At 33.6% G+C, this 23,030-nt stretch carries 21 protein-coding genes; 11 read left to right on the top strand and 10 right to left on the bottom strand.

Annotated elements, in window-relative coordinates; all coding sequences use genetic code 11:
- The first annotated feature begins 8 nt into the window (after window positions 1-8).
- The 10 genes from B0M43_RS05410 (at window position 9) to dusB (ending at window position 12,897) form a co-directional block, all read left to right on the top strand.
- Window positions 9-617 carry a porin family protein gene (locus tag B0M43_RS05410; RefSeq protein WP_078006572.1) on the top strand — a complete coding sequence of 203 codons (609 nt, stop codon included), beginning with the start codon at window positions 9-11 and terminating at the stop codon, window positions 615-617.
- Window positions 618-1,232 carry an outer membrane beta-barrel protein gene (locus tag B0M43_RS05405; protein ID WP_078006573.1) on the top strand — a complete coding sequence of 205 codons (615 nt, stop codon included), beginning with the start codon at window positions 618-620 and terminating at the stop codon, window positions 1,230-1,232.
- Between the two features lie 12 nt (window positions 1,233-1,244).
- Window positions 1,245-1,616, top strand: coding sequence for a 3-hydroxyacyl-ACP dehydratase (locus tag B0M43_RS05400; RefSeq protein ID WP_065451738.1), 372 nt, complete (start codon window positions 1,245-1,247; stop codon window positions 1,614-1,616).
- A gap of 2 nt (window positions 1,617-1,618) precedes the next feature.
- The gene (locus tag B0M43_RS05395; RefSeq protein ID WP_078006574.1) at window positions 1,619-2,104 is read left to right on the top strand and encodes a hypothetical protein; all 486 of its coding nucleotides are present in this window, start codon (window positions 1,619-1,621) and stop codon (window positions 2,102-2,104) included.
- Window positions 2,105-2,122: 18 nt separating this feature from the next.
- Window positions 2,123-3,310 (top strand): DUF2062 domain-containing protein, encoded by a 1,188-nt coding sequence (locus B0M43_RS05390; protein ID WP_078006575.1) that lies wholly within the window; start codon window positions 2,123-2,125, stop codon window positions 3,308-3,310.
- 133 nt (window positions 3,311-3,443) lie between these two features.
- The gene (locus B0M43_RS05385) at window positions 3,444-7,124 is read left to right on the top strand and encodes a 1-acyl-sn-glycerol-3-phosphate acyltransferase (protein ID WP_078006576.1); all 3,681 of its coding nucleotides are present in this window, start codon (window positions 3,444-3,446) and stop codon (window positions 7,122-7,124) included.
- Between the two features lies 1 nt (window position 7,125).
- Window positions 7,126-8,643, top strand: a complete 1,518-nt coding sequence (locus B0M43_RS05380) for an NAD(P)/FAD-dependent oxidoreductase (protein WP_078006577.1) — start codon at window positions 7,126-7,128, stop codon at window positions 8,641-8,643.
- A gap of 11 nt (window positions 8,644-8,654) precedes the next feature.
- A complete protein-coding gene (locus B0M43_RS05375; RefSeq protein ID WP_078006578.1) occupies window positions 8,655-10,325 on the top strand; it encodes a C45 family peptidase in 1,671 nt (556 codons plus the stop codon).
- Window positions 10,322-11,620: a phenylacetate--CoA ligase family protein gene (locus B0M43_RS05370; RefSeq protein ID WP_078006579.1), complete on the top strand. Its 1,299-nt coding sequence runs from the start codon at window positions 10,322-10,324 to the stop codon at window positions 11,618-11,620. The genes B0M43_RS05375 and B0M43_RS05370 overlap by 4 nt, the downstream gene beginning before the upstream one ends.
- A 284-nt stretch (window positions 11,621-11,904) precedes the next feature.
- On the top strand, window positions 11,905-12,897 hold the full coding sequence (gene dusB, locus B0M43_RS05365; RefSeq protein ID WP_078006580.1) for a tRNA dihydrouridine synthase DusB: 993 nt from the start codon (window positions 11,905-11,907) through the stop codon (window positions 12,895-12,897).
- Window positions 12,898-12,961: 64 nt separating this feature from the next.
- Here dusB and B0M43_RS05360 read toward each other — a convergent pair whose 3' ends face one another.
- The 5 genes from B0M43_RS05360 to rbfA form a co-directional block, all read right to left on the bottom strand.
- Window positions 12,962-13,183, bottom strand: coding sequence for a hypothetical protein (locus B0M43_RS05360; protein ID WP_078006581.1), 222 nt, complete (start codon window positions 13,181-13,183; stop codon window positions 12,962-12,964).
- Window positions 13,184-13,198: 15 nt separating this feature from the next.
- The gene (locus tag B0M43_RS05355) at window positions 13,199-13,726 is read right to left on the bottom strand and encodes a hypothetical protein (RefSeq protein ID WP_078006582.1); all 528 of its coding nucleotides are present in this window, start codon (window positions 13,724-13,726) and stop codon (window positions 13,199-13,201) included.
- Between the two features lie 87 nt (window positions 13,727-13,813).
- Window positions 13,814-15,241 (bottom strand): MATE family efflux transporter, encoded by a 1,428-nt coding sequence (locus B0M43_RS05350; protein WP_078006583.1) that lies wholly within the window; start codon window positions 15,239-15,241, stop codon window positions 13,814-13,816.
- 172 nt (window positions 15,242-15,413) lie between these two features.
- A complete protein-coding gene (locus tag B0M43_RS05345; protein ID WP_078006584.1) occupies window positions 15,414-16,613 on the bottom strand; it encodes an FtsX-like permease family protein in 1,200 nt (399 codons plus the stop codon).
- Window position 16,614: 1 nt separating this feature from the next.
- A complete protein-coding gene (gene rbfA, locus B0M43_RS05340; protein WP_055097718.1) occupies window positions 16,615-17,007 on the bottom strand; it encodes a 30S ribosome-binding factor RbfA in 393 nt (130 codons plus the stop codon).
- A gap of 239 nt (window positions 17,008-17,246) precedes the next feature.
- On the opposite strand from rbfA, the gene B0M43_RS05335 reads away from it, so the two are divergent.
- Window positions 17,247-17,666, top strand: a complete 420-nt coding sequence (locus B0M43_RS05335; protein WP_065451750.1) for a CBS domain-containing protein — start codon at window positions 17,247-17,249, stop codon at window positions 17,664-17,666.
- Between the two features lie 49 nt (window positions 17,667-17,715).
- On the opposite strand, the gene B0M43_RS05330 is transcribed toward B0M43_RS05335, so the two are convergent.
- The 5 genes from B0M43_RS05330 to dut form a co-directional block, all read right to left on the bottom strand.
- Window positions 17,716-18,999 (bottom strand): murein hydrolase activator EnvC, encoded by a 1,284-nt coding sequence (locus B0M43_RS05330; RefSeq protein WP_065451751.1) that lies wholly within the window; start codon window positions 18,997-18,999, stop codon window positions 17,716-17,718.
- A 23-nt stretch (window positions 19,000-19,022) separates the two neighbouring features.
- The gene (locus tag B0M43_RS05325) at window positions 19,023-19,805 is read right to left on the bottom strand and encodes a DUF4292 domain-containing protein (RefSeq protein WP_078006585.1); all 783 of its coding nucleotides are present in this window, start codon (window positions 19,803-19,805) and stop codon (window positions 19,023-19,025) included.
- A 14-nt stretch (window positions 19,806-19,819) separates the two neighbouring features.
- Window positions 19,820-21,172 carry a lipopolysaccharide assembly protein LapB gene (locus B0M43_RS05320; protein ID WP_078006586.1) on the bottom strand — a complete coding sequence of 451 codons (1,353 nt, stop codon included), beginning with the start codon at window positions 21,170-21,172 and terminating at the stop codon, window positions 19,820-19,822.
- A gap of 48 nt (window positions 21,173-21,220) precedes the next feature.
- Window positions 21,221-22,237 carry a sugar phosphate nucleotidyltransferase gene (locus B0M43_RS05315; protein ID WP_078006587.1) on the bottom strand — a complete coding sequence of 339 codons (1,017 nt, stop codon included), beginning with the start codon at window positions 22,235-22,237 and terminating at the stop codon, window positions 21,221-21,223.
- Window positions 22,238-22,577: 340 nt separating this feature from the next.
- Window positions 22,578-23,012: a dUTP diphosphatase gene (gene dut, locus B0M43_RS05310; RefSeq protein WP_056243741.1), complete on the bottom strand. Its 435-nt coding sequence runs from the start codon at window positions 23,010-23,012 to the stop codon at window positions 22,578-22,580.
- Between the last annotated feature and the right edge of the window lie 18 nt (window positions 23,013-23,030).

Here is a 23,030-nt window from a genome sequence, read left to right as displayed (position 1 = left end):
AAACCAAAATGAAAAAATTAACCGTAATTGCTTTTGTTTTATTTCTTGGAATTCAATCTTCTCAGGCACAAGTAAGAGTTAGTCCCGGGCTTAGAGGCGGTTTAAATTTATCAACATTAACTAATATTGATGATAATAGATCTAAAGCAGATTTTTATGTTGGCGGATTAGTGAACATTAAATTTAATAAATATTTTTCGTTACAGCCTGAGTTAACGTATTCAAGACAAGGCGATGAAGGAAGAGAATATTTTGGAAACGGCTATAATAATTATCGTTCTATAAATTATGAATTGAACTACTTAACAGTTGGTGCGGTGGCAAAATTTAATATTGGTGGTAAAGCTTTTCATATTTTAGGAGGTCCGTCTGTAGATTTTAAAATTTCTGATAATTATATCAACAGTAATCCTGAAAGTTTTGATCTTGCCATTGTGGGAGGAGTTGGATATACATTGCCAAACGGATTAACGTTTGAAGCAAGATTAAAACAAGGTTTAGTTGATATTTATGGATACGACGGAGTTGAGTATGACGATAATGGTTATCGCTATAATGATCTTATCCTGAATCAGGTTTTCCAGATTGGTATTAGTTACACTTTTAAAGTAAAATAAATGTATACAAAGAAATTAGCGGTTGCCGTATTCCTTTTTTTTGCCTTTGCAAAAGTACAGGCGCAAATGAGCTTTCAACCAGGTTTAAGAGCAGGTTTGTCTCTTTCAACAATTTCAGAAATGCATGCGAACTACAGACCTGATTTTTATATTGGAGGTTTTGGAGAAATAAATTTCACGAAACGATATGCATTACAGCCCGAAATAAATTACATCAGACAAGGATCTAATAATGTTTCCCGTAATTTTTTTGATCAGGATACGCAAACAGAAAGAACCATTTCTCAGGATTTAAAAATGAATTATTTGTCGATTGGCCTGCTTAATAAATTAAAATTTAATCAGTTTCAAGTACTGTTTGGGCCAACTTTAGATGTTCTTTTAAGCGATAATTTAGCCGTTACAAAAACATATAATGATCTTTCGCTTCTTGCAGGTATTGCCTATAAGATGCCTTCGGGTATTGGTTTTGAGTTTCGATTTAAAAAAGGTCTTTCAGATGTTTTAGACAGCGACTACTATCATAATAATTCTAATAGTCATTACTTGTTTGGCAGTTATAATACTAATATGAATTTTCAAATAGGTATTTCTTACTCTTTTGAAACGAAATAAAAAAATACAAATATGGTTTTAAAAGACTTTTATAAAGTGCTTTCAGAAGAAAAAACAGGAGATGCTAAATTTAATATTCGTATATTAGTTAATGCCAATCATGAGGTTTTTAAAGGTCATTTTCCAGGAAACCCAATTATGCCGGGCGTTTGCATGATTCAGATCATTAAAGAACTTACAGAATCGATTACCAAAAGTACTTTGATGATTCAGACGCTTACGAATGTAAAATTTATGGCATTGATCAATCCGGAAACAAATCCGGAATTGCGTTTAGAACTTGATATAACTACCACAGAGGATGATTTGGTAAAGGTGAAAAACACCACATATTTTAATGATACCGTTGCTTTAAAATTAAGCAATGTGTATAAAAAACTATAATTATGAAATTACTATTATCAATAATTCTATGGATAAATTTTGCAGGAAATCCAGATTTGGCATCTATTCGAAAGGTATATCCTGATGTTGCAAAATCAGAAGCAAACGCTAAGGAATTTACAGAAAAACTTTCCGTGATTTCAAACAACGATGAGAAAATTTTAGTGGCTTACAAAGCGGCTTCAATTTTGGTAGATTCTAAATTTGAAAACTTAATAGGAAGTAAAATTTCCCGTTTTAAAGAAGGTGCAAAACTTCTTGAAGCTACTTTAAAAAGTGACCCAAACAATATCGAAATCAGAATGATTCGATTGAGTATTCAGGAAGATGTTCCAGGAATTACGGGTTATAAAAAAAACATTAAAGAAGATAAAAAGTTCATTACAGAACATTACACTGAACAAAGTGGTGTTTTAAAGGAATACCTAAAAAACTTTGTTTTACAATCGAAAAGTTTCTCTGAAAAAGAGAAGCAATTTGTAAAGTAGGTCAAGAAAAAAATCCCAATGCAACCAACTTTATCTCAGCAGGAATTACTTAATTCGACCAATTTTTGTGTTATTGTGCCCACGTACAATAATCACAAAACGTTGAAAAAAGTGCTGGATTCTATTTTAGATTTTACTTCTAAAATTATCATCGTCAATGACGGTTCTACAGATACAACAAACGAAATTTTAAAACAATATTCGGAGCTTACTCAAATTCATCATCCTCGAAATATAGGAAAAGGAAGGGCGCTCCGAAATGGTTTTAGAAAAGCGATTGAAATGAATTTCGAATATGCCATCACGATCGATTCTGATGGTCAGCATTTTGCCTCTGATATTCCCAACTTTATTGCTGCCATTCAAAACGAACCCAATTCTTTATTGATTGGAAGCCGGAATATGACTCAGGAAAATGTGCCAAAGAAAAGTAGTTTTGGTAATAAATTTTCTAATTTCTGGTTCAAGTTCGAAACCGGAATTGCTCTTGAAGACACACAATCAGGATTTAGATTATATCCGTTAAAACTCATTCCGAAACAATTTTATACCAATAAATTTGAGTTCGAAATTGAGGTTATTGTGCGTTCTGCCTGGAAAGGTATTGTAGTAAAAAATATTCCGATCCAGATTTTGTATGATCCCGCAGAACGTGTTTCGCATTTTCGACCATTTAAAGATTTTACCCGAATCAGTATTCTAAATACCGTTTTGGTTCTCAACGCGTTGTTGTACATAAAGCCAAGAGATTTTTTTAGAAGAGCAAAAAAAAAAGGTTTTAAAAAATTCTTTCTTGAAGATATTTTAGAAAGTTCTGATTCTAATTTCAAAAAATCAGCGGCAATTGCTTTGGGTATTTTTATTGGAATTTCGCCTTTTTGGGGATTTCAAACCGTTTTGCTTTTTACTTTCGCAGCTTTATTCAGGCTCAATAAAGTCATAGCTTATCTGGCCTCGAATGTAAGTTTTCCGCCGTTTATTCCTTTTGTTATTTACGGTTCGCTAAAAATGGGAAGTTACTTTGTATCGAATGATGCGCCGTTAATTTTAGACAGTTCAGTTACCCTCGATGATATTCAAAAAAATGCTACACAATATATCGTGGGAAGTCTTATTTTAGCATCCGTTTTGGCACTGACTTTTGGCTTAATAAGTTATTTACTTTTAACCGCTTTTAGTTCTAAGAATAAAACGAATATTACATAAAAGTTGCCACAGATTAAAAAGATTTACGCTGATTTTTTCGCCACAAATTTCACAAATTAGCACAAATTAATTCGCGAAAATTCGTGAAATTCGTGGCGAAAAAAACAATAGGCAAAAACAACAATAAATAATTATGCATCAATACTTCTACGCCATTCACTTGTTTGTAAACCGACGAAAAAAATTATCGGTGGTATTGGCTGTTTTGATGCTTTTGGCTTTTGGCTTTTTTGCTTCCCGAATTAAATTTGAAGAAGATATTACCAAATTGATTCCAACAAACGATAAGGCTGATGTAACGGCAAAAGTGTTGAAACAACTCAACTTTGCCGATAAAATCACCGTCATTTTCAAGCTTGATAAAAACGGTACTGAAGAAGATCTAAAAGAAATGGCCACTATTTTTTCAGACAGTGTTGCCAAATCCTGTAAACCTTACGTTACCGGAATTCAGGGAAAAATTGATGAAGAAAATATTCAGGAAACCATAGATTTTGTCTACAATAATTTACCGCTTTTTCTGGAGAATAAAGATTATGCGACGATTCAGAACAAGCTTCAAAAAGACAGTATTGCAGCAACGGTTCAGGGAAATTACAAATCGATAATTTCTCCCTCTGGATTTGTAACCAAAGATTTTATTCTGCAAGATCCGTTAGGGATTTCTTTTATCGCTTTAAAAAAATTACAGCAATTAAATATTGGTGACGATTTTACGCTCAACAATGGTTTTGTTATGACCAAAGACAAAAAGAAATTGTTGCTTTTTATTACCTCAAATCTTCCGTCGAGCGAAACGGAAAAGAATACGATTTTTGCCGAAAAACTAAAATCAATTCAGGAGAATCTAAATACAAAATTCAAGGGCAAAACTTCAATTAGTTATTTTGGTTCGGCTTTGATTGCGGTTGCTAATGCCAATCAAATCAAAAGCGATATCATCTTAACGACAACAATAGCGATGATTACGCTCATGTTGATCTTGATTTTATTCTATAGAAAAGTGCTGATTCCGCTGATCATTTTTCTTCCAACGGTTTTTGGCGCTTTGTTTGCCGTTGCCTTTTTATATTTTGTGAAAGAGCAAATCTCCGCCATTTCTCTCGGAATTGGTTCTATTTTATTAGGAATCACGATCGATTATTCGATACATATTCTCACGCATTACAAACATAACAGCGATGTAAAAACGTTATACAAAGACATTACAATGCCCGTAATTATGAGCAGCTCAACAACGGCTGTTGCATTTTTATGTTTACTTTTTGTAAAGTCAGATGCGCTAAATGACCTCGGGATTTTTGCCGCCGTAATTGTTATGGTAACGGGTATTTTCTCTCTTTTGATTGTTCCGCATTTGTATAAACCCCAAGAAAACAATTTCGAACACAAGAAAAATGTCATCGATAAACTGGCTCATTTCTCTTTTCACAACAATAAATATCTGATTGGATTTTGTGTTATAATTACCATTATTTGCTGCTTTACTTATAATAATGTTGGCTTCAATAACGATTTATCGCAATTGAATTTTGTTCCAAAGGAAATCAAAGCAGCCGAAAAAGATCTGGAAGAAAGCACGAGTTTAACCTCCAAAACCATTTATGTGGCTTCGTACGGGAAAAGTATGGAGGAAGTTTTGCAAAACAACTCTCAGCTTTTTGCCGATTTATCAAAGGAAAAGCAAACCAACAAAATATTGAATTTCAGTTCCGTTGGCGGCATTATGCTTTCGCAGGCGGCACAACAACAAAAAATAGAAAAATGGAATTCGTTTTGGGACAATAATAAAAAACAACTTTTACAATCTGAATTGATTGCCGAAGGTTCAAAACTTGGATTCAAACCGACCACTTATTCTGCCTTTTTTGATCATTTAGATTTTAATTTCAAACCTATTTCAGCTTCAGAATATCTGAAGATTCAGGCTTTGCAATTGAAAGAATTTGTAACCGAAAAAAATGGATTCTTCACGATTTCTACTTTGGTAAAAGTGACGCCGGAACAACGAGATGCTTTTGTAAAATCGGCTTCCGCCAAAAATAATCTGATTGCAATTGATCGTCAGCAAATGAACGAGACGTTTTTTAGTACTTTAAAAACCGATTTTAATTCGCTGGTTAATTATTCGTTTGTTGCTGTAATCCTGATTTTATTTTTCTTTTTCCGCAGAGTCGAATTGGTCATTGTAAGTTGTATCCCAATTGCTTTAACGGGAATTGTTACGGCCGGAATTATGGGCATCTTTGGCATCCAAATGAATATTTTCAGCATGATTGTTTGTACGCTGATTTTTGGTCACGGTGTCGATTTTAGTATTTTCATGACAAGCGCACTTCAAAAAGAATATACCAACGGAAAAAACGAAATTGCGATTTACAGAACTTCAATAATCCTGGCGGTTATCACGACCATTTTAGGAATTGGTGCCATGATTTTTGCACGTCATCCAGCGTTGCGATCTATCTCGTCTGTTTCATTAATTGGGGTTTTTGCCGCACTGATTATTACGTTCATCTTCTACCCGATTCTGTTTAAACTCTTTATATCCAATCGTGCGAAAAAAGGAAATCCTCCTTTTGTATTGCGCACTTTTATACACGGTATTATTTCGTTTACTTACTACGGACTTGGCGGTATTTTGATGTCTCTTTTCAGTATCACCATCATGCCGATTCTTCCGATTAAGGAAAAAACGAAAATGAAAGCATTCCGCTATTGCATTTCAAGATTCATGAATTCCGTATTGTATTCGAATCCGTTTTTGCATAAAAAAGTCATTAATAAGTTGAATGAAAACTTCGAAAAACCAGCGATAATTATTGCCAATCACTCGTCGTTTATCGATATTCTGGCAATGGGAATGTTGAGTCCAAAAATTATATTTCTGGTAAACGACTGGGTTTACAATTCTCCTATTTTTGGCGGAACAGTTAGAAAAGCAGGTTTTTATCCGGTTTCTGAAGGTCTTGAAGGTGGCGTTGAACATTTGCGCCAAAAAGTAAACGAAGGATATTCGCTTATGATTTTCCCGGAAGGAACACGTTCTACAAGCAATCAGATCAATCGTTTTCATAAAGGTGCTTTTTATTTGGCAGAAGAATTTAATCTGGATATTCTTCCTGTTTTAATTCATGGTGCTTCAGAAGCGATTCCAAAAGGCGATTTTGTCATTCATCATAGTCATGTTACGCTATCTATTTTAGAGAGAATTACTCCTGATAATCTTTCTTTTGGGAAAAATTATGCCGAAAGAACGAAACTATTAAGCGCTTATTTTAAAGCAGAATTTCATAAAGTGCGTCAGGAATTAGAAGGTCCTGATTATTTCAAAAAAATGGTCATTCACAGTTATGATTACAAAGAAATTGAAATCACCAACAGTGTCAAAAGCGATTTAAAACATAATTTAGAAACCTATTATCGTCTCAACAAGCATCTTTCGGCGAAAGCCAAAATATTGCACTTAGCCAATGATTACGGACAACTAGACGTTTTATTGAGCTTGCAGGAACCACAGCGAAAAGTAATTTCTTTTATTGCTGATGAAGAAAAACTAGCGGTTGCTAAAACAAATTATTTCCTTAAAAAGAGAAAAATCTCTTATTTGGACCATCTCGAATTGTCTTTAGAAAATCAATATGACGTTGTTTTAATTTCTGATGAAAATTATAAAGAGGATCTGGAGAAAATCATTTCTACCACTTCTTGTGTTATTTTAATCAATAGTTCAGGTTTAAAAAACACTTTAATTAACTTTGGTTTTCAATCAGTTGCAGAAGAAAATTCTATAATCGTATTAAAGAAAAATTAGCATGAAAGAGCAATACGATGTAGTAATTGTAGGCAGCGGTTTAGGCGGATTGGTCTCGGCAATTATTCTGGCAAAAGAAGGATACAGCGTTTGTGTGCTTGAAAAAAACAATCAATACGGCGGAAATCTGCAGACTTTTGTGCGCGATAAAACCATTTTTGATACCGGAATTCATTACATAGGAGGTTTGCAAGAAGGACAAAATCTATACAAATATTTTAAGTATTTGGGAATCATGGATCATCTCAATCTGAAAAAATTAGATGAAAATGGTTTTGATATTATCTCTTTTGAAGATGATGAAAACGAATATCCGCATGCCCAGGGTTACGATAATTTCGCCAATCAGTTAGTGAAATTTTTCCCTGATGAAAAAACCAATATCGAAGAATATTGTAAAAAAATAAAAGCTATTTGCGAATGTTTTCCGCTTTATAATTTAGAATGGGAAGGCAAATATGACAACGAAATTTTAGGGCTTAACGCCAAAGAAACAATCGAGGGATGTACACAAAATGAAAAGCTAAAAGCAGTTTTATCGGGTTCTAATTTTTTATACGCTGGTATTGCAGACAAATCGCCTTTTTACGTTCATGCGCTTTCTGTAAACTCTTATATTCAAAGTTCCTGGCGCTGCATCAATGGCGGAAGTCAGATCACGAAGCAGCTTTTGAAACAGCTTAAAAAATACGGTGGCGAATTTTATAAGTACAAAGAAGTTACGAAATTTAATGTAGAAAACAACAGGGTTACTTTCGTAGAAATGAAAGACGGAACTCAGGTTTCAGGCTCTTATTTTATTTCGAACATTGAACCCAAAACTACTTTGAAACTGGCTGGCGAAGAAAACTTCAGAAAATCATTTTACAGCAGAGTTCAAAGTCTTGAAGGCGTTATTTCGGCTTTCAGTTTATACATTGTTTTTAAACCGGAGACCTTTAAATACATCAATCACAATCATTATCATTTTAAGAAAAGCAGCGAAGTCTGGACCGCTCATGATTATGATGAAAATTCCTGGCCAAAAGCTTTTATGGCTTCTATGAATGCCTCAAAAAAACAAGAAGAATGGGCGGAAGGAATGACTTTCATCACCTACATGAAATATGACGATGTTGCCCCCTGGATCGAAACTTTTAATACAACGGTTAATGAAAATGACCGCGGAGAAAGTTATGAAGAATTTAAATCCAGAAAAGCAGCTAAATTTTTGGACGAAATCGAGATAAAATTCCCTGGTATCAGAGATTGTATTCGATCTGTTCACACCTCTACTCCACTTTCTTATCGGGATTATATAGGCGGGGACAACGGAAATATGTACGGTTATGTTAAAGATTCGAATAATCCGATGAAAACCCTGATTCCGTCAAAAACCAAGCTGGATAATTTATATCTTACGGGCCAAAGTATTAATATGCATGGTGTTCTTGGCGTGACAATTGGCGCCGTTGTCACCTGCTCAGAAATTCTTGGAAAAGAATATTTAGTAACTAAAATTAATGAAGCATCTGAATAAAATGTAGGGATATGAAAAGCCGGATTAATTTATTTTTTTTCGTTGTTTTTTTGTTGATGTTGGCGTCTTGCGGAACATCAAAATCTATGCATCATCTTCCTGAAACTTCTCAATACAATGCTGCAAAACCAGTTGTAACCAAACAATCTGACAGTGTTTTTGCATCAGGGAAAAATTCACTTTTAAAAAATAAACAAGGTCTTTGGGAATTGTATGTAGAAGGCGATCCTCTTGAAATTGGCCTAAACACCGGAGCCTTATCTGATTCTCTTTTAAAAAATCAGGAACATATTTTTTTCTCTAAAATAAAAGATATTGTTCCTTCAAAATTTCAGCAGCGACTTCTTAGACATTTTCTAAAATGGTACAACAGGAAATTATATACGAATGTTCCTGAAGAATATCAAACCGAGATTTTTGGCGTTTCGCGATATACCTCTCATGACTTTGACAACATTGCACCACAATATCAGCGCAGTTTGTATTTGCATGCCGCGCACGATATAGGTCACGCTTTGCAGGATTTGGCTTTGGTGGGCTGCTCCTCTTTTGCTGCCTGGGGAGAAAAATCTGCAGACGGAAATTTAATCCTTGGGCGTAATTTTGATTTTTATGTGAATGACGCTTTCGCGGAAAATAAAATCGTCGCGTTTATAAATCCGAAAGAGGGTCACCAATTTATGATGGTCACCTGGCCCGGAATGGTTGGTGCTGTTTCCGGAATGAATATCGAAGGCTTGACGGTTACAATTAATGCTTCGAAATCTAAAATTCCGTTGATTGCCAAAACGCCGATTTCGATCCTGACACGTGAAATTTTACAACACGCCAAGAACATTGAGGAAGCCATTGCGATTGCTAAAAAAAGAGAAGTTTTTGTTTCAGAATCTATTATGGTGGGAAGTGCAAATGATAACAAAGCAATTTTGATTGAAGTTTCGCCTAAAAAAATGGATGTTTACGAAGTGCCAAATAGTGATCAGCTATTTTGTGCGAATCATTTTCAGGGAGAAAATTTAAAAAATGAAAAGCGAAATGAGTTGCAAATTGCCAACAGCCATTCGGAATATCGTTTTGAAAGAATGCAGGAACTTTTTGCAGAAAACCCGAAAATCAATCCTAAAATTGCTGCTGAAATTCTACGAAATAAAGACGGTTTAAAAAACATTCCTTTGGGTTATGGCAACGAAAAAGCACTGAATCAACTGATGGCGCATCATGGTGTTATTTTTAAACCCAAAGAAAAACTGGTTTGGGTTTCGGCAAATCCGTATCAATTGGGAGAATTTGTTTGTTATAATCTGGATTCTGTTTTTAAAGAAAGAAAAATGAATCCGATCGTTTCTTCTTTTCAACAAAAAAACTTAGACATTCCTAAAGATCCATTTCTGGAAACCATACAATATAAAAACTATCAAAAATTTAGAATTGAAGACGATAAAATAGATTTGTATCTGAAAAACAAACAAGTTATTAGTCCTGAATTTATTCAACAATATCAATCCTTAAACCCTGATTATTGGGTTGTGTATTACAAAGCAGGGTTGTACTTTTATCAAAAAAAAGAATACAAGCTTTCTCAGGCTCATTTTGAAAAAGCATTAACCAAAGAAATTACTACAGTTCCTGATAAAACAGCAATTGAAAAATATTTAAAAAAAATCAAAAGAAAATTACAATGATTCCATTAATAGAAAAAGATTCTTTAGAAGAAATTAAAAATTTTCAAGAGCAAAAATTAGCCGAACTTTTACAATATATCAGTCAAAATTCTCCTTTTTACAAACGTCTTTTTGCAGGACAAAATATTGATATTACGAAAATTAAAACACTCGAAGATTTACAATATTTACCTGTTACGACAAAAGAAAATTTACAAGAATACAACGACGATTTTTTATGCGTTCCGCAAAACAAAATCATTGATTATGCTTCGACTTCAGGAACTTTAGGTGATCCGGTAACTTTTGGTTTAACCGATTCTGATCTGGATCGACTGGCCTATAATGAAGCAATTTCGTTTGCCTGCGCGGGAATTGCCGAAGGTGATGTGGTACAATTAATGACAACAATAGACAGAAAATTTATGGCAGGTCTGGCTTATTTTCTAGGATTACGAAAACTAAAAGTTGGTGTTATTCGCGTTGGCGCCGGAATTCCGGAATTGCAATGGGATTCTATTTTAAAATATAAACCTTCTTATTTAATTACCGTTCCTTCTTTTTTATTAAAATTAATTGAATACGCCGAAGCACATGGAATCGACTATAATAATTCGAGTATAAAAGGAGCAATTTGCATTGGAGAATCGCTAAGAAATCAGGATTTTTCGATGAACATTTTATCCAATAAAATTACCGAAAAGTGGAATATCAAGTTGTTTTCGACCTATGCTTCCACAGAAATGAGCACTGCTTTTACAGAATGTGAGCATGGAGTTGGTGGTCATCACCATCCCGAACTGATTATCATTGAAGTTCTCGACGAAAATAATATTCCTGTAAAAGACGGAGAAATTGGCGAATTGACTTTTACCACGTTAGGGATTGAAGCCATGCCTTTATTGCGTTTTAAAACCGGAGATATTGTACAGTTACACAACAGTCCTTGTGCTTGCGGAAGAAATACGTTGCGCGTTGGACCTGTGGTTGGACGTAAAAAACAAATGATCAAATACAAAGGAACAACGCTTTATCCGCCAGCAATGAACGATGTTTTGAGTGGTTTTGACAATATCGAAAATCATATTATCGAAATCTCTACCAACGATTTAGGAACAGATGAAATCCTGATAAAAATCGCTGCAAAAAATCAATCTGCTGAATTTTTACAAGAAATAAAAGATCACTTCAGAGCTAAATTAAGAGTAACTCCAAAAATAGAATTTGCCTCAAAAGAAACTTTAAATCCTTTGGTTTTTAATCCAATGAGTCGAAAACCTATTCGATTTTTTGATTACAGGAAAACTACCATATAATTTTTTTTTCACCATATAAGTCATATAAGTACATATTAAAGTTTGTGTTGATCGCATTTTTTATTAGAGGAAAATATAAGTTCATATTGTGGTTATGTATTATATGATTTTATTAAACAAACTTATATGACTTATTTTTCATCATCATAAAGTTTTTATTAATCTCATTTTATTTAAATGAACTTATATAACTTATATGGTTTAATTTCAACCCTTTGAACCTCAATATGAATGTTTTGCTGTGAATTAAACTAAATGTTGTAATTTTGCACAAAATATTGAAGATGGTCAAGATTGGCAACATAGAATTACCCGAATTTCCTTTATTACTCGCACCGATGGAAGATGTTAGTGATCCGCCGTTTCGCAGATTATGCAAAACGCACGGTGCTGACATGATGTATTCTGAATTTATTTCGTCTGAAGGATTGATTCGTGATGCTATAAAAAGCAGAATGAAGTTGGATATTTTTGATTACGAACGTCCGGTTGGAATTCAGATTTTTGGTGGTGACGAAGAAGCAATGGCACTTTCGTCTAAAATTGTTTCTACGGTAAAGCCTGATTTAGTGGATATTAATTTTGGATGTCCGGTAAAAAAAGTAGTTTGCAAAGGTGCAGGAGCCGGAGTTCTAAAAGATGTAGATTTGATGGTTCGTTTGACAAAAGCGGTTATCAGAAGTACTGATTTGCCTGTAACGGTAAAAACACGTTTGGGCTGGGATGATAACTCGATCAACATTGATGAAGTTGCTGAAAGACTTCAGGATATTGGTGTTCAGGCTTTGACGATTCACGCCAGAACCCGCGCACAAATGTATAAAGGCCACGCCGACTGGTCACACATTGCACGTGTAAAAAATAATCCTAGAATTACAATGCCTATTTTTGGAAATGGCGATATCGACAGTCCTGAAAAAGCACTAAAATATAAAAATGAATACGGTATTGACGGAATCATGATTGGTCGTGCCGCAATTGGTTATCCGTGGATTTTTAACGAAATCAAGCATTACTTTAAAACGGGGGAGCACTTGCCTGCTCCAACTGTTGCGGATCGTGTAGAAGCCGCCAGAAACCATCTTATGTGGTCGATGGAATGGAAAGGTGAACGTTTAGGAATTGTTGAAATGCGACGTCATTATACCAATTATTTTAAAGGAATACATTCGTTTAAAGAGTACAAACAAAAATTAGTTACGACTGATGAACCTGAAAATCTTTTTGCAATTATGAAAGAAATTGAACAGGTTTATGCGGGATATGAATTTGTTTAAAAAAATACTGGTACAAAAAAGACCTTCAAAATTGAAGGTCTTTTTTGTACCAGTATAAATCGATTTATTCTAAAGCATTTTTTGTTAAATTCTTTTTAGCAAGATCAATTGCTGACTTTAACTCAGAAAAAAACAATTCAGCTTCTTTAGTATTTCTAATAGATTTAGATAAATTATTATCGCTGTTTGATTCTATAATATTACCATCGACAATACTTTTCTTTGTACTAGAAGCTAGTGCAATTTCTTGAATTCTATTAATCTTATTTTGGATTGAGTCTTTCATACACAAATTTAAAAATTATTGGTTTAAATTAAACATATAATATCTATAAAGATCATGAGATTTTCTATGAAAATCAAAGGGTTCTGGTTTTGGCTTAAAAAAAGCAGAACCGTCATCATCTAATTCAATTGATCCGTTTCTAAGTAATCTCACATACCAATCTACTCCAATGATAACTATAAAATCTTGTAGATCTTTGTAATTATATCTAAACATTCGATGATATAGATTGGCTCGTAAATCATCTGAACCATCTATTCCAATTGCTGCATGAGGATTATCTTTTAAAAAGATAATAGTTGAAAAAACTTTGTTGCTGTCTTTATGTTTAAGATTTATAGAATCATTTATTTTTCCTGTATCATCAAATGGACCAAAAGCCAGATTATAGACATTAGGTAATAAAGAATCGGCAATGTTTGTGAACTTAACTTTAAGTTGAATTAGTGTATTATTCTTTAATTGAGATTCAAAAATGTATTGATCGAAATTAGGGCTTACATATATAGCTTCAAAAGTATTTTCTAAATTAATCTTAATCATAAAAGCATTAAATTTTACAAAACAAAATTAATGTAAATTTCCTACATAAAAAAACCTTCAAATTTGAAGGTTTTTTTTATTTATAAATTATACTTGAATACGTTTCCACTTCCCTCTTTTATAAAAGAAAATACTTGCGAGTGTTATAGCAGTTTCTGCCACTGGAATCGCGATGAAAACACCTGTTGGCCCCATATTAAAATGTTTTGCCAACACATAAGCAAGTGGAATCTGAAACAACCAAAATCCAAAGAAATTAATTCCGGTTGGTGTCCAGGTATCTCCTGCTCCGTTAAAAGTGTTGATTAAAACCATTCCGATCCCGTAAAAGATAAATCCGATGCTCATAATTTGTAAGGCTTCGACGGCTATTGTTTTTACCAATTCATCATTGGTGAAAAATGAAATAATATACTTTCCGAAACATAATGTAATTACCATGATTGTTGCCATAAAAATGACATTGTATTTTGCTGTGGTATAAACTGATTTTTCGGCACGATCGATTTGTTTGGCACCTAAATTTTGTCCAACCAAAGTAGCTGCGGCATTACTTAATCCCCAAGCCGGCAGAATAAAAAACATCATAATTCTAAGTGCTGTCTGATATCCTGCTGATCCGTGATCACCTCCTGTTGTGGCTACCAATTGCGCCAGAAAAATCCAGCTGCACGACGCAATAACAAACTGTAAAACTCCCGGAGCAGCAATTTTTACCAATGCTTTTATCTGATGAAAATCTGGAATGAAGTATGAAAGTTTAATTTTTAACGCTCCGTTACCAAAGAATAAATGATACAATTGATATAATACTCCAATGCTTCTTCCTAATGTTGTAGCGATAGCAGCTCCTGTTAATCCGAAAGCCGGAACCGGACCAAAACCGTTAATTAATATGGGACATAAAATGATATTACAGATATTGGCCAACCAAAGACTTTTCATGGCAATTGCAGCATTTCCAGCCCCACGAAAGATTCCGTTAATCAGAAATAAAAGCATAATACATAAGCTTCCGCCAATCATAATTTGTGTAAAAATGTAACCATGTTCAGCTGCGTCTTCTGATGCCCCCATCAAAATCAGAATTTCTTTGGCATAAATAACGCCCAGAATACTAATTATGGTATTAATTACAAATGCCACTATGATCGCCTGCATTCCTGCCTTTGCCGCAGCAACAGGATCTTTTTCGCCAATACGTCGAGCTACAACTGCTGTTGCAGCCATACTCATACCAATTGCGACTGAATATATAATAGCAAGTACAGACTCTGTTAAGCCAACGGTTTGAATGGCAAAACTGCTGTGCTCTAAATGTCCTACGAAATAGAGATCGACCAAGGCAAAAACAGACTCCATCATCATTTCTAAAACCATCGGAATGGCCAATAGAATAACTGCTTTTTTGATGCTGCCTACGGTATAATCAAAAGATTCGTCTCCTTTGATTGCTTGTTTTAATGTGGTGAAAACTTTAGAAAATAAACTTTTCTGTATTGTTGTTTCTGTCATGATATGTTAGGATAAATGATAATATTAGTCCAGATGCAATGATCTAAACTGAAGAAAAATAAACGTAAGTATCCTAATTATTCAAGAAAATAAAATAGGATTAGGCAGAAACAATCATAAACTGTAGTTTTTTAAGAGGATAAATATAAGTAATATTTTTTAGTACGAAATACTAATCCAATAACTTTTTGCTTACACGGCTGCTGGCAATTAAAGAAGCCACAAAACCAAGTGATACAATAGTTCCCATAACTATAAGTACATTTTCAAGATTGAAAACTACGGGATATGCCAGAGTTGGCGTGATCATAATGAGTTCGTATTGTTGTTGCAATAGTACTAAAATGATACCGAGAACGAGACCAATTACACCTCCAAAAACACTTAACAAAGTTCCCTGAAGCAGAAATATTTTTCGCAGACTATTGATTTCTGTTCCCAGATTAAAAAGGGTTTTAAGATTTCCTTTCTTTTCTAAAATCATCATAATCAATGCGCCAACTAAATTAAAAAGTGCTACAATAATTACCAAAGTAAAAATAAGGTAAACTACAATGTTTTCTGTATTCAGCATTTTATACAAAGACTCATTAAGTTGTGCCCTGTTTTTTATGGTAATTTTATTATTGAAAATGGTATTCAGTTTGGCACTTATTGCATTTTCATTAGCACCTTCTTTCAGATGAAATTCGATTCCAGAAATTTGATTCGGCTTGTACATCAATAATTCCTGCGCTAAACCTAAATCTGCAAATACATATTTTGAATCTAAATCTTCACTGATCGAATAAATTCCAACTGGTAAAACATCTGTTTTATTAAATGCTTCTTCCGGATTTTCGATTGCTCCTTTTCCTGGTTTTGGTGCAAATATTTGAAGAGGATTTTCGAAATCAAGAATTCCCAACGAAAAATCCTGAGCAATTCCATAACCAATAACAACCTGATAGGTATCCGGTTTTAGCCAATCTCCGTTAAAGAGTTTTTTCTTAATGTCATTAACAACAGGATAATTTCGATCGACACCTTTTAAGTAGGTAACCTGCTGTTTGTCTTTAAATAAAAATAAAACGCGTTCTTCGATAATTTTGGTATACAAAACAACACCGTCAATTTTTTTAATTTGACTTTCCTGATCCGGCGTAATCAAAAATGATTTTCCGTAAGTACTGGTAATTTTTAGATCGGGATCTATTTCGTTTGTAAACGAAAGGCTAAAAACCTTTAATCCGCTAAAAACAGATAAAACCACAAACAAAGCCATTGTGCCAACAATAATTCCCATGCTGGCAATGCGATTAATAATATTGATAGCATTGTTTTTACTTCTGCTAAAAATATAACGTTTGGCTATGTAAAGGGGGAAATTCAATTTATGATTTTCTTCTTTTTTCTAAAAGATCACGATTTTCAATTGGATTTTCTCTGTTTGATAAAGCATTATCGATTTTTTCGATATAATCAAGAGAGTCATCAATAAAGAATACCAAGTTTGGTACACGACGCAATTGCAAACGAACACGTTGTGACAAATCGTGCTTAATTAGAGTTGAATTTGATTTTATACCTTCTAAAGTTTCTTTGGCTTTATCCTGAGGAAAAATGCTTAAATACACTGTTGCTACAGATAAATCTGAGGTAACACTAACTTTGGATACCGAAATTACCAAATTACTAATTCCGTTTTTTCTCACTTCACCTTGCAAAATATCAACCAAATCTTTCTGGATGACACCGCCTATTTTTTTCTGTCTATTTGTTTCCATAGTGCAAAAATACTATTTTAAATTTCAATCGATACAATTTCAAATGAACAATAGAATGATTTTTATCTTCTAATTTATTTAATCCTTTATAAAGTTACAATTTCGAATGTCATTTTCTATAAAAATATAAAAAATGAGGTGTTTAAAATTAAATGAAACGATATTTCATAGCTGACAAAAATCATATTATTTATGAGAAAATTGAGACATATTTGATGTAACCTTAAAACATATCAATTATGAAAAAAAGAGAACCTATAAGTCATATAATGACTAAGAGTGTCGTAACCGTAAATGAAAAGGACGACCTTAAAAAAGTAGTTGAAAAGTTAAAAAAACACGCCATTCGTCATATTCCAATTGTTCGTGGTAAAGATGTAGTTGGCATTATTAGCAGAACAGATATTAACCGATTGACTTTTGGAGCTTTGTTTGAAGGACAAGAAGGTGCCGATGAAGCAATCCTGGATATGCTGACCATTGCTCAGGTAATGACATCGAAACCAAAAACAATATCATCTGATACGATCATTAGAGATTCAGCAGAAATTTTTGTGAAAGAAGAATTTCACGCTCTTCCGGTAGTTGATAATGGCGAGCTTAAAGGTATCGTTACTACAACTGATATTTTAAGGTATTTTTTAGAACAATATGATTAACCAATAAACCAACCCACGAAAAAGGGAGCTAATTGAGCTCCCTTTTTTATTATCTGTTTTGCAACCATCCCTCAGGATTGTTGTTTGATGTATTTTGAATAATCAAAAACTTAATAATTGTTTTTCCGGTGTCTCCACTTGTTCTTACTTTTCCAAGAACTTGTTTCACTTTTACTTTATCACCTTGTTCAACAGATACCGAACTTAGGTTTTGATATACTGTAAAGTAATCTCCATGCTGAATAAAAACAGCTCTGTTTACAGGCGACAAGGCTATCACTTTTGATACTACTCCCTCAAATACGGCACGTGCACTTGCTCCTTGTTCTGTAGTAATCTCTACTCCGGAATTATGAACCGTAAGCGTTGGATATAACGGATGCGGCTGATCTCCGTAACCAAGAGATATAAATCCTTTTTCTACCGGCCAAGGCAGTTTTCCTCTGTTGGCTTTAAAATCGGCAGCCAGAATTTTACCTTCCGGTGTTAATGTAATTCTATCTGATGAATAAGTTTTAGGTGATGACGCTTCTGCTTTCTCTGCTTCGCTGGCTTTACCTTCTGCGATTCTTTTACGTCTTTCTTCTTCGGCTCTTTTATTCGCTAATCTAATTTGTTCACGGATAAGCTCCTTAATTTTAGCATCGATTTTTCTCGATTCCTGTTGTTTTGCCTTTGTATCGGCAATAATTTTACTTTTATCTTTTTTAATTGAGTTAACTAATTTTTGCTGTTCTTGCTTTTCAACTTCTAAGCTTTGCTTTTCTTTCTGATTTTCGGCAATAATTTTTTTCTTAACCTGCCTCTGCCCGTCCAATTTAGCATTGTAATCAACTAATTGAGCAGTTTTTGATTGAATTTCTAAACCTTGATTCTTTCTGAAATTTGTATATTGTTTTAAATATTGTGCTCTTTTATACGCTTGCAAAAAGCTTTCTGATGATAAAATAAACATGGCTCTACTTTGCTCAGATCGGCTTTTATATGATTTTAAGATCATTTTTGCATAATCTGCTTTTAAAACTTCAAGTTCTTTTTTTAATTTATTAACCTTAACCTGATTAATATACATATCATTACTTAAAAGTTTTTCCTGTTTTGCTGTAGTATTAATCAGTTTCTCTTTCAGTTTAATTTTATTCGCCTGAATCAAAAAAACATTTACTGCTGATTTTTCTTTTTTCTTTACAGACTGCAACATTTTTTCGTTGTCTCTAATTTCCTGTTGAATCTGCGCTTTACGCTGTTCAAGTTTTTCTTGTTGCGAATCATCTTGCGCCCACATAAATGTCGTGGCACATATAAAAATTAGGCTTAGGAGAAATTTTGGCATGTTTATGTTTTCTTTTTGCAAATTTACTTAATTATAACTTTTTTATAACCACTTGGTACGCTATATGGAAAAGAAAGTTCTTCATTAAATGAAATATTATTGTAATTCAAATTAATATTGGTTTTGCCTTTGGGCTGCATTGCATTGATTTCGATACTAGTAGGAACCGTTCCCTGATTAAAAACTTTACTGTCACCATACGAAATTTGCAACATTCTGTTTTCTGCAGGCTGCGAAATCTCTTCTTTTTGCAATAAATATTTCTCTGCATCCAGATAGAAAGCTTTCTTTATGTTAGTTTCCTTTAGATCTTCTAACTTAAAAAGATTTTCTACAATTGTCTGGGTATATTTTCCTTTCCTTAAATCGTCAAGTGCTTCTCCAACTAATAAATTCTGAACTTTGCTGTAATCCAATTCAGTTCCCAACCATTTGCTTAATCTGGTAAAATCGCCTTCGTAATAGGTACTGTTTATTTTCTCATAATAACTTACCGTTGTTGGCGTTATCAGAGCTTTTGCCATTGTAATTCCTAAAAAACGAACACTTACTAAGATCTGTTTGTCTTTTTCGATTCTAATGTCGGCTGTAACATTTTGACTTTGTTTTTCGTCAACATATCTAGCGCTGGCTTTTATGTATAAAGTAGAGAAATCTAACTTATTATCGTAATGTTTCTCGATTGCTTTCTTATCTTCTTTTGCAACAACTTCTGTGCTGCCGTTATTATTTTGTACCGCGACTGCCTTTGATTTACAAGAAACCATAAAAGCGGTCATTAATATTAGTGCTATATATTTTTTCATCTGAATTTAGTCTTTTACTTTTTTTTCTTTAATAATTCATTTGCCTTCAAAAAGTATTCCTCTTTTTTCTTAGCATCTCCCAAACCATTATATGCTTCTCCTAATTGAATATTAAAATTTGCTTCGAGCGTTTTATCATCAACCACATAATCGAGTCCCATTTCTAAAACGGTTTTTGCGTTTTTAAATTGTTGTAACTGATTGTTTCCTAAGCCGGCATAATAATAAAATTGCGGCTGACTAGGATACACTTCAATCATATTCATTGCTCTTTTTGTCATTGGTTCAAATTGTTTCGCTTGTGTGTAAGCCTCAAGCAGCAACAAATTGGTTTCACGATCTGTATCTGAATTTGATTTTAAATCTTTTTCATAATACTTAATTGCATTCTCAAACTGACCTTTACTGTGGTAAAATTTTCCTATTTCTTTTGCAACATCAATTTCTTTATCATTATCAAAATAAGCAATTGCTTTTTCTAACTCCGGAGCATATTGTGGATTTTTATTGACATAGATCAAAAACTCATTTAAGGTACGATGCTTAATTTTTGAATCAATTTTTGAACTTGATAAAATTACATTCATCGCCTTAATGGCTTTATCTGACTGGTTTGCATCTATATATACTTTAAACAAACTCACTTGCGCCCACTCTGATGTTGGCACTTCTTTTGCTAATTGTTTCGCAACTTCTAATGCTTTGTCTGTTTCTTCAGCTTTCGAATATAAAAAAATCAGGTTGATGTAATTCGATTCTTCTTTCGGATTCTTTTTTATCTGATCAATCAGGTTTGAAATTTCAGCATTTGGATATTTTCCCTGAGACAAAATCTGCATTTTGTATCGATCGCGATCTTCTGATTTTCCGAATTTGTCATTCATTTCATTGATAGTTACAAGCGCCTTATCAAACTGACTGGTAATCATATACAACGAAATCAAATCATCTTTATACTCTTCATCAAAAACAGCAATTTTCTGAATGGTTTCAATAGCCAAAGGATAATTTTTGGTTTCGTAACTTACATCGTAAATTCCTAACCAATACCATTTATTTTTGGGATCTAACTGTGTTGCTTTCTCAAACGAATCCTGCGCGTTTCTATAATCTTTAAGAGATAAATAATTTTTGCCTAACTCAAAATAAGCTACAGCATCATTGGGTTTTAGCTTTACACATTTATCCAGCGATGCTATTGCTTTATCGTAATTTTCAATTCCTTTTTGTTTTAATGATTCATAAAAAGCATCCTGATATTCATCGGTTGCCATAGCAATATCTTCCGGTTCCGTTTGTGCCATAACCGAAATTGGATTGCCAAACAAAACGAAAAATAAAATGACTATAACTCCTTTTTGTATCATCTCTAAAATTTAATCTTTAAACAAAAACGAATCTATTAAGGTTAAAATTTATTCTAAAACAGAATAATCGCCAATGCTAATGCTGGTAAACTTACCATCATAAACAACATGATTTCCTATCATAGCATTGTCTAAGTTAGCATTTTTTATTTGAGAATAGGTTTGCACTAAACTATTTTTAATAGAACTATCAGTAACATGACATCCTTTTCCTAAAGAAACATTTGGTCCTACTGTTGCATTTTTTAGCACTACATTTTCGCCAATATAACAAGGAGGAATAATGGTTGAATTTTCTAATGTTACATCATAATCTACCAGATGTTCACCATCGTTATGTAAAAAACCTAACATTCTTGAATTTGTTTCAACAGTAACATCTTTGTTTCCGCAATCCATCCATTCGTCAACGCTTCCGGTTTTAAAAACTTTTCCGTTGGCCATCATCGCTTTAATCCCGTCGTTGATTTGATATTCTCCACCATTCTGGATATTATTATCCAAAACGCCCTGAAGTTCTTTTTTTAGATCTCCAACTTCTTTAAAATAATAAATTCCGATAACGGCTAAATCGCTTACAAACTCTTTTGGTTTTTCGACCAATTCTATAATTTCGTTATTCTGATTCAGTTTTACAACACCAAAAGCTTCTGGCTGTTCTACTTGTTTTACCCAAATTACAGCATCTGCAGCAGGATCTAGTTCGAAATCTGCTCTGATTAAAGTATCCGCGTAAGCGATAACTGCAGGTCCCGATAAGGATTCTTTTGCACACATAATAGCATGGCCGGTTCCTAATGGTAAATCCTGACGATAGATAGAAGCTTTAGCTCCTAAACTTCCAGCCAATTCTTCTAAACTTGTCACAAGATCATCTCCAAAAAAAGCTGGATCTCCTAAAATAAAAGCCACTTCTTCTATAGGTTCTTTTAATATTTTAGCAATGTCTTCGACTAAACGATGCACAATAGATTTACCCGCAACAGGAATTAATGGTTTTGGAACAGTTAAAGTATGTGGCCTAAGTCTTGATCCTCGACCTGCCATTGGAACGATTATTTTCATTATATCTTTATTTTTAATGGGAAGATTTATAAAAATCCTCTTAGTTTGGTTCTTAATTTTAACCGCAAAGGTTATTTGTTTTGTTTTAAAGTACAGAAACTGATTACTGTGACTGCAACTGAAAACTATTTAACCGCAAAGTTCGCCAGGTTTATTCATTTCATTTTTAAGGTCGCAAAGTACAGAAACTGATTACTGTGACTGAAAACTGAAACTGAAAACTATTTAACCACAAAGTTCGCAAAAGGTTATTCGCGAAGATCGCCAGGTTTATTCATTTCATTTTTTAAGATCGCAAAGTACAGAAACTGATTACTGTGACTGAAAACTGCGACTAAAACTACTTCACTCCAGTGCTTCCAAAACCGCCTTCGCCTCTTGATGTTTCAGAAAGTTCTGCAACTTCTATCCATTCTGCTCTTTCGTGTTTGGCAATAATTAATTGTGCGATTCGTTCTCCATTTTCGATTACGAATTCTTCATTAGATAAATTTACTAAAATTACACCTATTTCACCTCTATAATCGGCATCAACAGTTCCTGGAGAATTTAAAACTGTAACTCCTCTTTTTGCTGCTAATCCGCTTCTTGGTCGAACTTGTGCTTCGTAACCAATTGGTAATTCGATAAAAAGACCTGTTTTTACAATGGTTCTTTCTAACGGTTTTAGTGTGATTGACTCTGTTAAATTGGCACGTAAATCCATTCCTGCCGAAGCAATTGTTTCGTAGTTTGGTAAAGCGTGCTGTGATTTATTGATAATTTGTATTTTCATTTTTTATTTTAAAGATTA

The organism is Flavobacterium sp. KBS0721, assembly GCF_002007065.3.
GTDB lineage: Bacteria > Bacteroidota > Bacteroidia > Flavobacteriales > Flavobacteriaceae > Flavobacterium > Flavobacterium piscis.
The sequence above is the reverse complement of the archived record's forward strand: the minus strand, read 5'-3'. Positions and strand labels throughout refer to the sequence as shown.

What these genes read in the sequence shown, in the direction of transcription:
- B0M43_RS05410 (WP_078006572.1), top strand. Translation starts at nt 9, where the DNA reads ATGAAAAAATTAACCGTAATTGCTTTTGTTTTATTTCTTGGAATTCAA.
- B0M43_RS05405 (WP_078006573.1), top strand. Translation starts at nt 618, where the DNA reads ATGTATACAAAGAAATTAGCGGTTGCCGTATTCCTTTTTTTTGCCTTT.
- B0M43_RS05400 (WP_065451738.1), top strand. Translation starts at nt 1,245, where the DNA reads ATGGTTTTAAAAGACTTTTATAAAGTGCTTTCAGAAGAAAAAACAGGA.
- B0M43_RS05395 (WP_078006574.1), top strand. Translation starts at nt 1,619, where the DNA reads ATGAAATTACTATTATCAATAATTCTATGGATAAATTTTGCAGGAAAT.
- B0M43_RS05390 (WP_078006575.1), top strand. Translation starts at nt 2,123, where the DNA reads ATGCAACCAACTTTATCTCAGCAGGAATTACTTAATTCGACCAATTTT.
- B0M43_RS05385 (WP_078006576.1), top strand. Translation starts at nt 3,444, where the DNA reads ATGCATCAATACTTCTACGCCATTCACTTGTTTGTAAACCGACGAAAA.
- B0M43_RS05380 (WP_078006577.1), top strand. Translation starts at nt 7,126, where the DNA reads ATGAAAGAGCAATACGATGTAGTAATTGTAGGCAGCGGTTTAGGCGGA.
- B0M43_RS05375 (WP_078006578.1), top strand. Translation starts at nt 8,655, where the DNA reads ATGAAAAGCCGGATTAATTTATTTTTTTTCGTTGTTTTTTTGTTGATG.
- B0M43_RS05370 (WP_078006579.1), top strand. Translation starts at nt 10,322, where the DNA reads ATGATTCCATTAATAGAAAAAGATTCTTTAGAAGAAATTAAAAATTTT.
- dusB (WP_078006580.1), top strand. Translation starts at nt 11,905, where the DNA reads ATGGTCAAGATTGGCAACATAGAATTACCCGAATTTCCTTTATTACTC.
- B0M43_RS05360 (WP_078006581.1), bottom strand. Translation starts at nt 13,183, where the DNA reads ATGAAAGACTCAATCCAAAATAAGATTAATAGAATTCAAGAAATTGCA.
- B0M43_RS05355 (WP_078006582.1), bottom strand. Translation starts at nt 13,726, where the DNA reads ATGATTAAGATTAATTTAGAAAATACTTTTGAAGCTATATATGTAAGC.
- B0M43_RS05350 (WP_078006583.1), bottom strand. Translation starts at nt 15,241, where the DNA reads ATGACAGAAACAACAATACAGAAAAGTTTATTTTCTAAAGTTTTCACC.
- rbfA (WP_055097718.1), bottom strand. Translation starts at nt 17,007, where the DNA reads ATGGAAACAAATAGACAGAAAAAAATAGGCGGTGTCATCCAGAAAGAT.
- B0M43_RS05335 (WP_065451750.1), top strand. Translation starts at nt 17,247, where the DNA reads ATGAAAAAAAGAGAACCTATAAGTCATATAATGACTAAGAGTGTCGTA.
- B0M43_RS05330 (WP_065451751.1), bottom strand. Translation starts at nt 18,999, where the DNA reads ATGCCAAAATTTCTCCTAAGCCTAATTTTTATATGTGCCACGACATTT.
- B0M43_RS05325 (WP_078006585.1), bottom strand. Translation starts at nt 19,805, where the DNA reads ATGAAAAAATATATAGCACTAATATTAATGACCGCTTTTATGGTTTCT.
- B0M43_RS05320 (WP_078006586.1), bottom strand. Translation starts at nt 21,172, where the DNA reads ATGATACAAAAAGGAGTTATAGTCATTTTATTTTTCGTTTTGTTTGGC.
- B0M43_RS05315 (WP_078006587.1), bottom strand. Translation starts at nt 22,237, where the DNA reads ATGAAAATAATCGTTCCAATGGCAGGTCGAGGATCAAGACTTAGGCCA.
- dut (WP_056243741.1), bottom strand. Translation starts at nt 23,012, where the DNA reads ATGAAAATACAAATTATCAATAAATCACAGCACGCTTTACCAAACTAC.